The sequence below is a fragment of the Streptomyces sp. NPDC041122 genome, from assembly GCF_055592445.1.
This window is the reverse complement of record NZ_JBVIYQ010000001.1, coordinates 67,007-81,304: the sequence shown is the minus strand read 5'-3', so window position 1 is coordinate 81,304 and position 14,298 is coordinate 67,007. Positions and strand designations below refer to the sequence as shown.

10 protein-coding genes are annotated in these 14,298 nt (G+C 73.3%); 2 read left to right on the top strand and 8 right to left on the bottom strand.

All coding sequences use genetic code 11. The annotated features are described in order from the left end of the window. Positions 1–44 precede the first annotated feature (44 nt). From ACZ6B8_RS00350 to ACZ6B8_RS00330, 5 genes are all read right to left on the bottom strand, one after another. The gene (locus ACZ6B8_RS00350) at positions 45–1,115 is read right to left on the bottom strand and encodes a PDR/VanB family oxidoreductase (RefSeq protein ID WP_471605818.1); all 1,071 of its coding nucleotides are present in this window, start codon (positions 1,113–1,115) and stop codon (positions 45–47) included. Between the two features lies 1 nt (position 1,116). Then, a complete protein-coding gene (locus ACZ6B8_RS00345; protein ID WP_471075009.1) occupies positions 1,117–2,031 on the bottom strand; it encodes a metal-dependent hydrolase in 915 nt (304 codons plus the stop codon). A 74-nt stretch (positions 2,032–2,105) separates the two neighbouring features. Further along, complete coding sequence (locus tag ACZ6B8_RS00340) at positions 2,106–4,058, bottom strand: hypothetical protein (protein WP_471605817.1); 1,953 nt, start codon at positions 4,056–4,058, stop codon at positions 2,106–2,108. A 68-nt stretch (positions 4,059–4,126) separates the two neighbouring features. After that, entirely contained in the window at positions 4,127–4,630 is a 504-nt protein-coding gene (locus tag ACZ6B8_RS00335) for a tetratricopeptide repeat protein (RefSeq protein WP_471075015.1), read from the bottom strand. A 130-nt stretch (positions 4,631–4,760) separates the two neighbouring features. Further along, complete coding sequence (locus ACZ6B8_RS00330; protein ID WP_471605816.1) at positions 4,761–7,898, bottom strand: alpha-N-acetylglucosaminidase; 3,138 nt, start codon at positions 7,896–7,898, stop codon at positions 4,761–4,763. A gap of 141 nt (positions 7,899–8,039) precedes the next feature. On the opposite strand from ACZ6B8_RS00330, the gene ACZ6B8_RS00325 reads away from it, so the two are divergent. Beyond that, positions 8,040–8,420: a hypothetical protein gene (locus tag ACZ6B8_RS00325; protein WP_471075021.1), complete on the top strand. Its 381-nt coding sequence runs from the start codon at positions 8,040–8,042 to the stop codon at positions 8,418–8,420. Between the two features lie 24 nt (positions 8,421–8,444). On the opposite strand, the gene ACZ6B8_RS00320 is transcribed toward ACZ6B8_RS00325, so the two are convergent. The 3 genes from ACZ6B8_RS00320 to ACZ6B8_RS00310 are packed head-to-tail and all read right to left on the bottom strand — an operon-like array spanning position 8,445 to position 11,794. Further along, positions 8,445–9,836 carry a DUF1996 domain-containing protein gene (locus tag ACZ6B8_RS00320; RefSeq protein ID WP_471605815.1) on the bottom strand — a complete coding sequence of 464 codons (1,392 nt, stop codon included), beginning with the start codon at positions 9,834–9,836 and terminating at the stop codon, positions 8,445–8,447. Between the two features lie 51 nt (positions 9,837–9,887). Continuing rightward, positions 9,888–10,538 carry a LuxR C-terminal-related transcriptional regulator gene (locus ACZ6B8_RS00315; RefSeq protein ID WP_471075027.1) on the bottom strand — a complete coding sequence of 217 codons (651 nt, stop codon included), beginning with the start codon at positions 10,536–10,538 and terminating at the stop codon, positions 9,888–9,890. Continuing rightward, complete coding sequence (locus ACZ6B8_RS00310) at positions 10,523–11,794, bottom strand: sensor histidine kinase (protein WP_471605814.1); 1,272 nt, start codon at positions 11,792–11,794, stop codon at positions 10,523–10,525. The genes ACZ6B8_RS00315 and ACZ6B8_RS00310 overlap by 16 nt, the downstream gene beginning before the upstream one ends. Positions 11,795–12,050: 256 nt before the next feature. Here ACZ6B8_RS00310 and ACZ6B8_RS00305 point away from each other — a divergent pair, with 256 nt between their 5' ends. Next, the gene (locus tag ACZ6B8_RS00305) at positions 12,051–14,240 is read left to right on the top strand and encodes an MMPL family transporter (RefSeq protein ID WP_471605813.1); all 2,190 of its coding nucleotides are present in this window, start codon (positions 12,051–12,053) and stop codon (positions 14,238–14,240) included. Positions 14,241–14,298: the final 58 nt, after the last annotated feature.

Sequence of the window (14,298 nt, the reverse complement as noted above, 5' to 3'; positions counted from 1 at the left end):
ACCGGCCCGGCTGGGGGCCGGTGCGCACGCCCCGGCCGCTCGTCTCACATGTCGAGCACGAGCCGCTCGCCGCGCGCCCGCGAGACGCAGATGAGCATGAAGTCGGCCCGCTCGCCGTCGGTGAGCAGTTCGTCGCGGTGGTCGATCTCGCCCTCCACGACGCGCTGTTGGCACGTGCCGCAGAAGCCCTGCTCGCAGCTGTACGCGGTGTCGGGCAGCGCGGCGCGCACCGCGGCGAGCACCGTGGTGTCCGCGGCGACCGCCACGGTGCGCCCGCTGCGCCGCAGTTCGACCTCGAAGGCGGTGTTGCCCTCGGCGTCGGCGCGCGGCGAGAACCGCTCCAGGTGCAGCGAGCACCCCTCGGGCAGCGCGGCGTCGACGGCGTCCAGCAGGGGCTCGGGGCCGCACACGTGGACGGCCGCGCCGCGTGGGGCCCCGGCGAGGAAGGCGGCCACGTCCGGCAGCCCGTCCTCGTCCTCGGCGACGACGGTGACCCGCCCGCGCCCGGCGCCGCCGAGCTTCTCCACCTCTTCGAGGAACGGCATCGAACCGCGTGAGCGGCCCCCGTACAGCAGCCGCCACTCGGCCCCGGCCGCCTCCACGGCGCGCAGCATCGGCAGGACCGGGGTGATCCCGATGCCGCCTGCCACGAAGACGTACGACGCCGCGTCGGCGAGCGGGAAGTGGTTGCGCGGCCCGCGCACCTCGACCTCGACGCCCTCGCGCAGCCGTTCGTGCACCTCCAGCGAACCGCCCCGGCCGCCCTGCCCGGCGGCGATCAGCCGGGTCGCCACGGTGTACGAGGAGGAGTCCTCGGGGTCGCCGCAGAGCGAGTACTGCCGCACGAGCCCCGAGGGCAGCACCAGGTCGAGATGGGCGCCCGGCTCCCAGGGCGGCAACCGGTCGCCCTCCAGGCGCAGTTGGACGACACCCTCGGCGATCTGCTCATGCCGGGCGACGGTCAGCCGCAGCGCCCGGGAGCGCGGCCTGCCGGACACGGGCTCCGCCAGGGCGGGCAGCGGCCAGAGCGGGGAGGCCCCGATGCGGCGGCGCAGGGCGCGCCGGGTGAGCAGGGCGGCGCCGGTGGCGAGGGCGAGGGTGCGGATGCGGGGCATGTCAGAGCGCCCCCTTCTCGGCGGCGGCCGCGGCGACGGCGGCGGGCGAGGAGGCGAGATAGGCGACGGCCTGCGCCGTGCTGCCCTCCCGCGAGGGGTGGTAATCGCGGCTGAGATAGCGCGGGATGGAGCGGATCATCGCCCCGGTGGTGGGCAGCGTCCCCGCCTTGGTGCTCCGGTGGAAGTCCTTGAAGGTTGCCCTGCCGTCGGTCAGCGTCGGGTCGTTCGCCATGAAGAACCGCGCCCCGCGCTGCCAGAGGAAGACCAGCGCGCCGAATGCGGTCGCCCAGGTCCTGGCCCGGCGCCGGTAACCGCCGTCGACGTGCATGAACAGCTCGAAGGCGACGGAGCGGTGCTCGACCTCCTCCGCGCCGTGCCAGCGCAGCAGGTCCAGCATCGTCGGGTCGGCGCCCCTGCGGTCCAGCTCCTCGGCGTTGAGCACCCAGTCGCCGAGGAAGGCGGTGTAGTGCTCGATGGCAGCGATGATCGCCACGCGCTCCATCAGCCACCACTTCTGGGCCTTGCCGGGCGGCAGCGTCCGGTCGCCGAGCAGCTTCTCGAAGAGCCAGTCGACCTGCGCGGTGTACGGGGTGGGGTCGAGCCCCTGCTCCTTGAGGTGCGGCAGGACCTCGTCGTGGGCCTGCGAGTGCATGGCCTCCTGGCCGATGAACCCGATGACGTCCTCGCGCAGCCGCTCGTCACGGATGAGCGGCAGCACCTGCTTGTAGACGTGTACGAACCAGCGCTCACCCGCGGGCAGCAGCAGATGCAGCACGTTGATCATGTGCGTGGTGAACGGGTCGTTCGGCAGCCAGTGGAGCGGGGTGTTCTCCCAGGAGAAGGAGACGTTGCGTGCCTTGAGCGGTATGTGCTCGGACGCGACGGGCTCGGGCACCCGGCTCTGCGTATTAGACATGGCGTCAATGTACTGAGCGGTAGTTCCGCGGTACAGGGGTAGACGCCGGCAAGTTCGCGGGCCTGCCGCGACACCTACCGCAGCGTCTGCACCTTCTTGCCGTTCGCGAGCTCCCCGCTGAGCCGCGCCTTCGCGGTCCGCCGCGTCGGGGCGGCCAGGGTGTTCCCGGCCGAGCGGGTGCCGCCGGACGCCGTGATGGAGGTGACGTCCTTGCTGCCCGCGCCGAGCAGGTACCAGCTGCCCGCCCGCGACTTCCACAGCACGCCCGCGAGCACGTGCGGGTCGCGGCCGCCGCACGCCGGGGAGTCCTCGGCCTTGGCGGCGACGGCGCCCACCGGCCTGTCGGCCGTCTGGAACTGGGCGAGGGTCCGGGTGCCCTCGCCCAGCCAGGTGTCGGCGCGGGTGCAGACCCAGTCGGCGACGCCGTTGCCCTCGGGCAGCGCCTGACGCGCGTACGTCCAGGAGTTCACGGTCCGCACGCCGTGCGAGCGCACCGACGCCAGCGAGCAGGCCGACTTCGACCATTCGGCGGGCGTGGCCTCGCGCGGTGCCTCGGGGCGGCCCGCGGTCAGATGGGCGGGGACGAGCTCGCCGAGGTCGGTGGAGAGCCGGGCGGCGCCGGAGTGGTCGCGCAGTCGCAGCGCGTTCCACGACGCGCACCGTCCGTCCTGCATCGGCCCGGCGAACGGGTCGGTGACGCCGTCCGCGGAGCGGTGCAGCGGGACCGCGGCCGCGGCGGGCTTCAACAGGTCCTGCAGCGCGGCGGACTCGATCCACGGCGCGGTCAGATAGCGGATGTTGCCGTCGGCGCGGTCGACGACGACGGCGCCGGCCTCGGCGCCGTTCGCCCCGTCCACCCGGGCGAAGTCGAGGGCGGCGCCGCTCGTGCCCTCCCGCGGCTCGGCGTACCGCACGACGCGCAGGCCGTCGTAGAGCAGCACCACGCGGGCGGAGTCGATGTCGCCGGCGTAGAGCAGCCGCGCCGGCCCGGGCGGCGCCCCCGCCGGGGTGCCCGGTGTCGCCGAGACCTGCACGGACTCGCCGGGCCGCGCCCACACGGCGAGGGCGCGGCGCAGCAGTTCCCGGTCGCCGACGAGGTTGCCGCGCGCGGGCCACACGGAGAAGTCGGTGCGCGAGGAACGTTTCCACGCCCCCGCGGTGGCCACGCTCAGCTTCCCCGGATCGAGCGCGGCCTGCGCCGCGGGGTTCTTCGCGTACGGGGGAGCGGCGGCGCCGTCCGGCCCCCAGCCGTCGCCGGGCAGCCCCAGCAGCGCCCCGCAGACCAGCGCGGCGGCGGCCGCGACCCCGGCGGCCTTCATGTGCTGCCTGCGCCGCATCAGGTCGGTCGGCCTGGCCTGCAGGGAGCAGGGGTCGAACTCGGGGGAGGCGAGGAGAGCGTGGCGGTCCCCGCCCGTATCGCCTCCGTCGTCCTCGTCGATCTCGTCGGCCTCGTCCAGCGCGTCCTCGGGGTCGTCGCAGCCGGCGGCGGAGAGCACCGCGCACACCGCGTCCTCGTCGAGCCCTTCGAGGCCGCGCAGCGCGTAGGCGGCGCGGGCTTCGCAGGAGAGCCGGGAGAGCGCCTGGTCCAGGGCGAGTTCGTCGGAGCCGCCCGAGCGCGGGAAGAGCCGGAGGCCGCGCACCTGCGGCAGCAGCGGAGGCAGTTGGGCCCGCTTCGGCCAAGCGGTCCAGCGCAGCGGGACCCCGGCCTCCAGGGCGCCGCGGATCACCTGCAGGCGTACGTAGGTGTAGGCGGGGTCGCCGTGCGGTCCGGGGCCGCGCTGCGCCGGGACGAGCGCCGGGTCACCCGTCTTGCGGCTGCGCGGCAGGGCGCGCTGGACCACGGCGTGGGCGGTCAGGACCCGTCGGTTGCGGCCGAGGTGCGACGGCAGCACGAGATAGGCGAGCCGGACGAGCCGCGGGTAGTGCTCGACGAGGACGGCCTCCGCCTGCTCCACGTCGACGACGGGGGCGGGGCCGCCGGCCCCGGGGGACTTCGAGGACTTCGGGGACTTCGCGGGTGACTGCACATTCGACGACACGTTCAGCAAAACGAGCGAATCGTCGGATGGTCACCTCGTGCCGGCGTGTCCGCCGCTCAGGCCGGGGTGTCCGCCACGAGCAGGCGGGCGTAGTTGGCCATCGACCGCTGGTAGCGCGGCAGGTGGGGCGCGAGGGCGCCGAGCACCAGGGAGAGCCCTTCCCGCTCCCGCCCGAGGTCCGCGAGACACAGCGCCAGGCAGGCGCGCACGGCGTCGTCCAACTCGTCCGGCGGTCCTTCCAGTTCGGGCGTGAGCAGGGCGGCGCCCTCCTCGGCCCGGCCGGTGTTCCGCAGCGAGCTGGCCAGTTGGACGAGGGTCCGCCGCCTGCGGTATCCCTGGAGCCCGCGCTCCAGGGCCTCCTGGTAGAGGGGCACGGCGCGGTCGGAGCGGCCGGTGGAGTCGAAGGCGCAGGCGCGCTCGAAGGGGGCGACCGGGTCTCCCTCGGGCAGCTCCGCGGCAAGGCCGTCGATCAGCGCGCGGAACGCGCCGGCGTCTTCCTCGCCGTAGGCGTCCAGCGTGTCCCAGGCCGCCGCGAGCCGCTTCTCCCAGTCGTCATTCATGCCGTCACCCTGGCACCCCCCGTCTCGCGCGTCACCCGCTTTTTCGGCGCACGTCGGGGGCCGCGTGTCCGGCGAGGGCCGGGGGTGGAGGGGAACCCGCGGTTCCGGCCCACCCCCGCACGCCCGGGAGCTACGCCACGTCCCACCGGCTGAACTCCACCGTCCCGCGGCCCCCGTCACCCCCGTTCGTCGCGCTCATGAAGAGACCGACGTCCTGCGCCGCCACCGCCCCGGCCACCGGCACCGACGCGACCGTCCGCCACGTCTGCCCGTCGTCCGTGGAGCACGCCCCGGTGAAGGAGCCGCCCTCGCGCGAAAGCCGCAGCAGCACCGGCGCCTTGATCCCGGTGAGCCGCTGGTACGTGTCCAGGGTGCCGTCGCCGTTCGTGTCGTACGACAGCACCACCCCGTTGGCCGGCGTCACCGCGAGGTCCACCAGCCCGCGGGAGCCCGGCGTGCCCAGCGCCGCGCGGCTGATGATGCCCGCCCGCGCCCACGGACCCGTCACGGCCTGGGCGTCCACCCGCACCGTCACCGAGACGCCGTCCCGCAGCGCGCCCTCCCGGTACAGCGTCCCGAACTCCGTCGTCCCCTTCCACAGGTCCGCCCCGCCACCGTTGATCGCGTACCGCCCGTCCAGCTCCCCGAAGACCGCGGAGTTGTTGCCGTACTTCTTCCAGCCGCCGCTCACCGGGCCCGCCTCGAAGAGGGTCCCGTCGTGCACGGTTCGCACCCGCGGCTCCCCGGCGGGGCCGTACGTGACGGCGATCTCGTACGGCAGGGGCCGCAGCGGCCCCTCCAGCGGGGTCCCGGGTGTCGTGGCCCGCCACGCGACCTCGCCCGTCCCCGCGGGCGCCACCCTCGGCAGCGAGACGGGGCCGGTCGGCTCCGCGTCGAGGCCGGTCAACGCGAAGTCGACCCGGCCGGTGGCGCGCAGCCCGTTGACGTTGCGGAAGACGGCCTCCAGCCGGGCGGTGCCGCCCGGCGGGATGGTGGACGGCTCCGCGGTGACCGTCAGGTTCCCCTGATAGGGCGCGCGGGCCAGGACGTCCCGTACGCGTGCCGCCGTCCGGTGCGCCGAGCCGACCGGGCGCAGCGGATAGTCCTTGCGCTCCCGCGTCCACGGCTCCTCGAACGCGAACCAGTCGACGGCCTTCGGCGCCCGCCCCGCGGCCAGCGCGTCGGACAGCTCGTCGAGCCACTTCTGCCAGCGGGGCACGTAGAAGTCGCCCATCACGCCGTGCCATTCGCGGTTGGCGTAGTCGTGCAGCTTCCCGGCGTCGGACGTGGCGCGGTCGCCCCAGACGGTGATGAGCACCTTGGCGGTCCGCTCGAACTCGGCGCTCTCCGCGCCGCTCGTCCCCATCCGCCGGGCGGCCTCGACGTACGGCCCGAGCAGGAACGCCGGGTCGGTGCCCGTCACGTCGTCCGCGAGCCGCATCAGGCGCAGCCACAGCTTCGCCAGCGTGTCGAAGGCCGCCCGGTCCTTGCGCGCGTACGCCGTCCGCAGCTGCGGCAGGAGCTGCCGGCTGCGGTGGGCGAGGGCCTGCCGGGCGACGTCCACCAGGTCGTAGCGGTAGGCGGCGCTGCCCCGCAGCTTGCCCGCCACCCCGAGCAGCCCGGCGAGCGCGGCGTCGAAGCGGGCCGGGTCGTAGGTCAGGGCGCGCGGCGCGTACTCGGAGGCGCGCGCGGCCGCGAGGTCGGGCCGGGCGGCGAAGAGCGAGTCGTGCGGGTCGCTGCGCTCGACCGCGGTGTGCTGGTAGGCGGTGTCGTTCAGCGCCCGCCAGGCGGCCCGCGCGCCGCGGTCCCGGCTGCCGTAGCGGAAGTCGGCGTACGAGGAGAACCACTCCGCCCGGTCCACCGGGCCCTTCGTCCAGGCCAGTTCCGAGAAGAGCTCGAAGGCGGCGGGGTCCCGGTCGGTGGCCTCCGGCAGGAAGGCCGTGCCGGTCAGCGCGCTGCCCGCCTTGTCGCGCCAGGCGAAGAACTTCTCGTTCCAGATGTGGGTGCGCGCCCCGATGGTGGTGCGCCCGCCGAAGTTGGGGATGGTCCCGAACGCGTACGGGGTGCCGCCCCAGTCCTTCTCCCGGTCCGTGACGCTCGCGAACCGGTCCGAGACGCCGTCGACGATCAGCATCCGCTCGCGGTCGACGGCGTCGAGCAGCGCGGGAAGCGGGTTGGCCTCCCAGCCGAGAATCACCCAGGTGGCTCCGGGATGTGCCTTCTGCAGGGCGGCCTCCACGCCCCGCGCGGCGTCCGGCACCGGCACGTCGCCGGCCGTTCCGCCCTCGTGCAGCAGGTCCATCTTGAAGTGGGCGGCGGCCCCGAAGAGGTCCTTCTGGTGCCGGTAGAAGGAGGCGGCGACCTCCGCGAAGGCCGTGGTGCGCGGGTCGAGCCAGTCCGGCCGGGGGAACCCGTGCCAGACGCCCTGCGGCACCACCTTCGCGTCGCCGCCGTTGCGCTCGACGAACCCGTCGGGCACGCTCCCGTAGTAGCCGGGGAAGACCGGGGCGATGCCGAGCTCGCGCAGCCTGCGCACGATCCGCTGCCCCAACTCCACGCGCTCGGCGAGGAGTTCGTGGGAGAGCGGGCCGCCGTAGTCGGAGAGGTTCTGCAGCAGCCACCAGGGCTGGTGCGAGGGGGCGGGCAGCCAGGAGCGGGCCTCCGCGTCGGAGTAGCCGAACTCCCGCAGCACCCGGTGGTACACGGCCTCCGCGCCCGCGATCACCATGACCTCGTTGCAGCCGTGCACCGCGAGCACGTCGATCATCCGCTCCCAGTAGGCCCAGTCGGCGTACGGCGCGGTGTACCCGTCGTTGGTGTCGTTCAGCGCGAACCGGTGCCGGAGCGAGGTGCTCCGCTCCAGCGGCCCGGACGGCGCGGGCAGCCGGTCCGGCAGGTTCAACTGGCTGCCGTTCCAGGCGATGTGGGTCCCGCACACGTATTTGAGGTACCAGTGGACGCCGGTGAGCAGGACGGCGGGTGTCGTACCGGACACCTGGATCCGTCCGGTCGTGCCGGTGACGCGGAAGCGGTCTTCGGAGCCCCGTGCGGGGACGAGTCTGAGCCGGATCTGCTCCGCGTGATGCGGCAGGAGTCTGTTGAGCGCCGAGCGCGCGGAATCCGTATCGAAGGCGGGGCCCCTGGCGGGCTCCGCGGCAGCGGTGGGGCCGTCGGCGGCCTGGGCCGGCAGCGCGGCCCCGCCGACGGCGGCGCCGAGGGTGAGGGCGCCGGCGGTGCCGAGCACGGAACGTCGGGACAGTTCGGACATGTGTACCCCCTGAGGTGAAGGCTGCGGCGCACGGTATCCGTGCGACCCCCCGTGCTCAACGGATGTGAGGGAGATGGCGTGTTCGAGTCGCAGCGGGAGGCTGGTGTGGCGATGAGGGCAGCACGGAGCGTGCTTGCGGGCATGGCGGTGGGAGGACTTCTGCTGGTGACGGGGTGCGGCTCGGGGGGTGACGGCGCACCGGACACGGCGAGCGGCAGCCTGGAGCAGCTGGCGGCCCGGGCACACTGCAGGGCCGACATCCAGACGGACGCGGCCGAACTGCGCCAGGCCACCTGTGAGAACGGTGCCCGGCGCTACGTGCTCGTAACCTTTACAAACAGCCGTGGCCAGGCCGAATGGCTCGACGAGGCGAACGACTACGGGGGTACGTACCTCGTCGGCGGCCGCTGGGTGGCGGTCGGCGGGGCCGCCGACATCGCGGCGCTGCGCGGCCGGCTGGGCGGGACCGTGGTGGACGCCGCGGGGAGGCACGGCGGCCACCACGGTCACCGCATGGGATGAACGGGCGCAGGGCCAGGTGCCGCGTCAGGTGCAGCGCTGTCCGGAGTTCACGCACTTCGCGACCCGCCGCATCAGGCGCTCGTCGAAGACGTTGATGAAGTCGCCGTGGTCGGTGACGGGCTTGTGCAGCTGCTCGGGGAAGGAGTCGACGGCGAAGCCGGGGCCCGGCGGCACGTCGTACACGATGCGCTGCACGAGCTGGGGGATGGCGCGGAAGCCGCGCGGGCAGGCGCCGGAGCGCGGATCGGCGAAGGCGACGTGCGTACGGTGGTTGGCGCTGTCGATGTTCCGGCCGTCCCAGCAGCTCTGGAAGCGGAACGTCCGCACGACCTTGCTGCCCTCGGGGCAGATCGGGTACTTGTCCTTCAGCTGCCGGTTCTCGAACCCCGTGCAGCTCCACGACGCGTTGGCGTTGGCGTCGCCGTTGGTGAAGGCCTTGGCGTCGCCGGTGATGATGCGCAGGAAGCGCGGCATCGCGGTGACCTTGCCGACCGGGTTGCCGGCGAACTTCAGGGTGACCGAGGCCGGTGTCCGGATCTCGCCGACGTTCTGGTCCCTGCCGCCGCCGTCGGCCTGGGCGTCGCTCTCGTCCTTGCCGTTCTGAAGTCGCAGCACGGGCCAGTAGTACGTCGACTTGTCGCCTTGATTGCGGCAGGTGGTCCGGCCCTCGGCGAGGTCGTCGTCGCCGGAGAAGGCGTCCGTCGCCTGGTTGCCCACGTAGTCGTGCATGTGGTGGGCGCCGTTGCTCACGCCCGGTGCCACGATGACGTTGTCCGGGTTGAACTTGCCGTTCTCGTTGCGCCCGCAGTCGGTGGTGAAGGTGCCGCGCGAGGCGCCCCGGCCCTCACGGGGGCGGGTGACGTTGGGCCGGACGGACTTGATGTCGACGAAGTCACCGGCCTCGGGACCGTTGCCGTTCCGGCCCTGGTCCGGCCCCTGATCCTGCCCTTGTTCCTGGCCGGGCTGCTGGTCGTCGGCGCGCAGGGTGCACGGCGCCATGCTGTCGATGGTCTCGGGCCGCTCCCCGGACCGCTCCAGGGTGTCGCCGATCCGGCCGATGGTCCCCCGCCGCTGCTCCTCCAGCGGGGGCAGGACGGATTCCTTGTCCCGGACCCGGCCGAACCGGGTGTAGGCCCGGGTGATCTGGGTGTCCAGCTCGGCGAGCCCGCGGTCCACCTCTGCGCGTGCCGCTTCCGGCACCTCGGGCAGCTGGTTGCCGACGTCCGGGCAGCTGATGGTGGAGACCTGCTGCGCGGCGCTCCGTGGCGGCGGCCGGTCCGAGCCCTCCTCGGCGTTCGCGTAGACGTTCACGGCGACGAGACCGCCGCCGCCCAGCAGCATCGCCGCGGATGCGGCGACCGTCCGCCGCGCCAGTTTCGATCGTTTGCGTGAGGTGCGTCGTGGAGTGCGTCCCATGGGGCTACATACGCGTCAGTGGCCCGGCGCGTTCAGTGATCCCCCTGAGGTTCAGCGGCCCTGGTCCAGATAGGCGAGGACCGCGAGCACGCGCCGGTTGTCGTCGTCGGAGACCGCGAGGTCCAGCTTGCCGAAGATGTTGGACGTGTGCTTGGCGATGGCCCGCTCGGTGACGACCAGCTGCGCCGCGATGGCCGCGTTCGACCGGCCCTGCGCCATGAGTTCGAGCACCTCGCGCTCGCGCGGCGTGAGCGCGCCGAGCGGCTGCTCCGCGGAGTGCCGGGAGAGGAGCTGCTGGATCACTTGCGGGTCCATCGCGGTGCCGCCGGCCGCGACCCGCCGTACCGCGTCGATGAACTGCGCCGCGTCGAAGACCCGGTCCTTGAGCAGATAGCCGACGCCGCCGTTGCCGTCGGCCAGCAACTCCCGCGCGTACAACTGCTCCACGTGCTGGGAGAGGACCAGGACCGGCAGCCCGGGGCGGGCCCGGCGGGCGGCGAGCGCGCACTGCAGGCCCTCGTCCGTGTGGGACGGCGGAAGCCGGACGTCGACGACGGCGACGTCCGGCTGCAACTCCTGTAGAGCCTTGGTCAGTTCGGGCCCGCTCTCCACGGCCGCCAGGATCTCGAAGTCGAACGCCTCCAGCATCCGCACCAGGCCGTCGCGCAGCAGGAAGAGGTCTTCGGCTAGGACAACTCGCAAGGGATCTCCATGGTCACCATGGTCGGACCGCCCGCGGGGCTGCTGACGGCCAGTACGCCGTCGAATGTACCGAGTCGGCGTTCGACCCCGCTCAGCCCGGACCCCGCCCCGATGGCCGCACCGCCCTTGCCGTTGTCGGTGACCGCGATGCGCAGCATGCCGTCCGCGTGGTGCACGTCCACCCAGACGCGGTCGGCGCCCGCGTGCTTGATGGCGTTGGTCAGGGTCTCGCTGACGGCGAAGTACGCCGCCGACTCGACCGGCGCCGCCGCGCGCCGCGGCAGCTCCACGTCGACCTCCGTGGCGATCGGCAGCCGCAGCGCGAGGGCCTTCACCGCGTCGCCGAGGCCCCGTTCGGCGAGGACCGGCGGATGGATGCCGCGGACCAGGTCGCGCAGCTCGGTCAGCGCCTCCCCGGAGTTCTGCCGGGCCTGCGCGAGCAGCTCCTTGGCCTTGGCCGGGTCCGCGTCGACCAGCGCCTCGATGGTGCCGAGGTCCATGCCCATGGCGACCAGGCGGGCCTGCGCGCCGTCGTGCAGATCGCGCTCGATGCGGCGCAGCTCGGCCGCGGAGTTGTCCACGGCGTCGTGCCGGGTCTCGGTCAACCGGTCGACGCGCAGCGCCAGTTCGCGCTCCCGCATGCTCGTGGTGGGCGCGAGGAACGTACGGGCGAGCAGGAAGTGGCCGCGGATGAGGGCGGGGTTGACGAAGACGCCGAGCACCAGCAGGGCGGTGCCGAGCGCGGCGGCCTGGTTGGCCGTGGACTGCGAGGTGACGTGGATGAACCCGTACCACTCGCCGCCGCCCGCCCGGTAGATCGGCTCCCAGACGCCGGCGGCGAGCACCACCCCGTACACCCAGTAGGCGAGCAGCACGGGGGCGAAGACCGCGGTGACGAACCCGCCGGTCATGTCGGCGAACAGCCACTGCAGATCCCGCCAGGTCGCCGGGTCCTTGAGCAGCAGCGAGCAGCGCTCCACCTGTCCCGTGACGCCCGAGCGCAGGTCGGCGGGGAACGGCCGGTAGGGGACCGGGACCACCACGTCCGCCCACCGCCCCGCCTGGTCGCGCCGCAGGGTCGCCCAGTGCCGGACCGCCGTCAGGACGACCGGGGTGGTGAGGACACCGACCCCGAGCAGGATGAAGGCGATCGACAGCACGGACAGCACGAAGAGGGTGATCGAGCCCGCGAGCGAGGCGACGGACAGATACAGCCCCCGTGCCCCCGCGACCACAGCGTTCCGCAGTCTGGTCATGACCTTGCGCCCCTCTCGGTGTGTCCTGCGTCCCCCGCCCGCTCCCGGCGACCGGTACGCCGCCATTCTCACCGGTCACGAGGGTGCCGAGCACTGGGTTCCGCACCCGGCCGCGGGTGTACCTGACGACACCCCCGCACCTCGCCCTGGGCCTCGCCGGAAGGGGGCCTCGGCGGCTGGGGCGGGCGGCCCGCGATTCCTAGCGTGGGACACGTCTTATCCGACGCATACGCAGACTCGATGGGGGCGGATCGCCATGAGGCGGAACCTCGCGGCACGACTCGGTGTGTGGAGCGCACACCACCGGAAGGCGGCCGTTCTCGGCTGGCTGGTCTTCGTGGTCCTCGCCACGGTCATCGGCGGGGGCTCCGGCATGGTCACGGCATCCGACGACGAGATGGGGGTCGGCGACTCGGCGCGGGCCACCAAGATCCTCGAGGACGCCGGCATCGACGAGCCGGCCGGTGAACTCGTCATGGTCACCGCGCGCACCGCCGACGGCTGGCGGGACGCGGCGGCCGACCTGTCCACGGCGCTGGACGCGACCGGTGACGTACGCGGCCTCAAGGCGCCGCTGCCCTCGAAGGACGGCAAGGACGCGCTGCTGCGTTTCCAGATCAAGGGCGAGTCCGAGGACGCCGCCGACCGGATCCAGCCGGTTTTGGACGCGGTGGCCAAGGCGGCCGACGACGGGGCCGGACACGGCGTCGCCGTCCACCAGTTCGGCGACGCGAGCTCCGCGAAGCAGCTGTCCGACCTGCTCGCCGACGACTTCAAGACGGCCGAGTTCACCGCCGTGCCGCTGGCACTCGGCATCCTCCTGGTCATCTTCGGTGCCGTGGTCGCCGCACTGCTCCCGGTGGGCCTCGCCCTCACCGCGTGCGTGGCCGCCTTCGGGCTGCTCTCGCTGGCCAGCCATCAGCTGCACCTCTTCGAGACCACGTACTCCGTGATGTTCCTGATGGGCCTCGCGGTCGGCGTCGACTACTGCCTGTTCTACCTGCGCCGTGAGCGGGACGAGCGGGCCGCGGGCCGGGACGCCGAGACGGCCCTGCGGATCGCCGCGGCCACCAGCGGACGCGCCGTCCTGGTCTCCGGCCTCACGGTGATGGTCGCGATGGCCGGCATGTTCCTGTCCGGGCTGCTCCTCTTCAAGGGCTTCGCCGTCGCCACGATCCTGGTGGTGTGCGTGGCGATGCTCGGCTCCGTCACGGTCCTGCCGGCGCTCCTCGCCTGGCTCGGTGACCGGATCGAGGCCGGCCGCATCCCCTTCCTCGGCCGCCGCGCCAAGAAGCGCGCCCACGCCGGCGGCGGCGTCGCCGGCACCGTCCTCAGGCCGGTCCTGGCCCGCCCGAAGTTCTTCGCCGTCGGCGCCGCGGTGCTGTTGCTCGCCCTCGCCGCCCCCGCGCTCGGCATGAAGACCGAACAGCTGGGCCTGGAGAAGCAGTTCGGCTCCGACGCGCCGCTCTCCGTCTCGTACCGGAAGATCACCGACAAGTTCCCCGGCGGTCCCGCCCCGGCCCGGGTGGTCGTGAAGGCCGACGACATCGGCGCACCGCCCGTGCGGTCCGCCCTCGACACGCTCACCCGGAAGGCGGGCGACGGCGCCGAACTCACCGTCCACAAGGCGGCGGGCGTCGCCGAGATCGCCGTACCGCTGCCGGGCGACGGCACCGACGCCGAGGCCAAGAAGGCCCTGCACACCCTGCGGGACGACACGGTGCCCGCGGCCTTCGACGGGGTGGACGCCGAGGCGTACGTGGGCGGTGACCTGGCCTCGTCGGAGGACTTCAGCGACCAGCTCGGCCGCGGCATCGGGCCGGTCCTCGCCTTCATCACCGCGGTGACCTTCCTCCTGATGCTCCTCAGCTTCCGCTCGGTGGTGATCGCGGTGACGTCGATCGCGCTGAACCTGCTGTCGGTGGGCGCCGCCTACGGCGTCATGACCGCCGTCTTCCAGCACGGCTGGGGCGCGGAGCTCATCGGCTCGGAGAAGGTCGGCGCGATCGAGAACTGGATGCCGCTCTTCGTCCTCGTCGTCCTCTTCGGACTCTCCATGGACTACCACGTGTTCGTGGTCTCCCGGATCCGCGAGTTCCGCGACCGGGGCCTGGACAACCGCTCGGCGATCCGTGAGGGCATCACGCGCACGGCGGGCGCGATCACCGGCGCGGCCGTGATCATGGTGGCGGTCTTCGCGGTCTTCGGCACGCTGTCCATGCAGGACATGCAGCAGATGGGCGTGGGCCTGGGCGTGGCGGTCCTCCTGGACGCGACGGTGGTCCGGATGATCCTGCTGCCGTCCCTGATGACGCTCCTGGGGGAGCGCAACTGGCACACGCCGCGGTTCCTGCGGTGGCTCCCGCAGCTCTCCCACGACGAGGAGGCGCCCGCCGGCCGGCGTCCGGCCGGCCGTCCCAACCCGCCGGTGCCGAGCGCCCGTTGACCAGCCCCCGTTGACGAGTCCCACGCCGCGGCCCCGGTGCGGAACACCCGCACCGGGG

Bases quoted from the DNA above. Each gene is read 5' to 3' on its own strand.
- ACZ6B8_RS00310 (WP_471605814.1), bottom strand. From the start codon at position 11,794: ATGACCAGACTGCGGAACGCTGTGGTCGCGGGGGCACGGGGGCTGTAT.
- ACZ6B8_RS00325 (WP_471075021.1), top strand. From the start codon at position 8,040: ATGGCGGTGGGAGGACTTCTGCTGGTGACGGGGTGCGGCTCGGGGGGT.
- ACZ6B8_RS00330 (WP_471605816.1), bottom strand. From the start codon at position 7,898: ATGTCCGAACTGTCCCGACGTTCCGTGCTCGGCACCGCCGGCGCCCTC.
- ACZ6B8_RS00350 (WP_471605818.1), bottom strand. From the start codon at position 1,115: ATGCCCCGCATCCGCACCCTCGCCCTCGCCACCGGCGCCGCCCTGCTC.
- ACZ6B8_RS00305 (WP_471605813.1), top strand. From the start codon at position 12,051: ATGAGGCGGAACCTCGCGGCACGACTCGGTGTGTGGAGCGCACACCAC.
- ACZ6B8_RS00335 (WP_471075015.1), bottom strand. From the start codon at position 4,630: ATGAATGACGACTGGGAGAAGCGGCTCGCGGCGGCCTGGGACACGCTG.
- ACZ6B8_RS00320 (WP_471605815.1), bottom strand. From the start codon at position 9,836: ATGGGACGCACTCCACGACGCACCTCACGCAAACGATCGAAACTGGCG.
- ACZ6B8_RS00345 (WP_471075009.1), bottom strand. From the start codon at position 2,031: ATGTCTAATACGCAGAGCCGGGTGCCCGAGCCCGTCGCGTCCGAGCAC.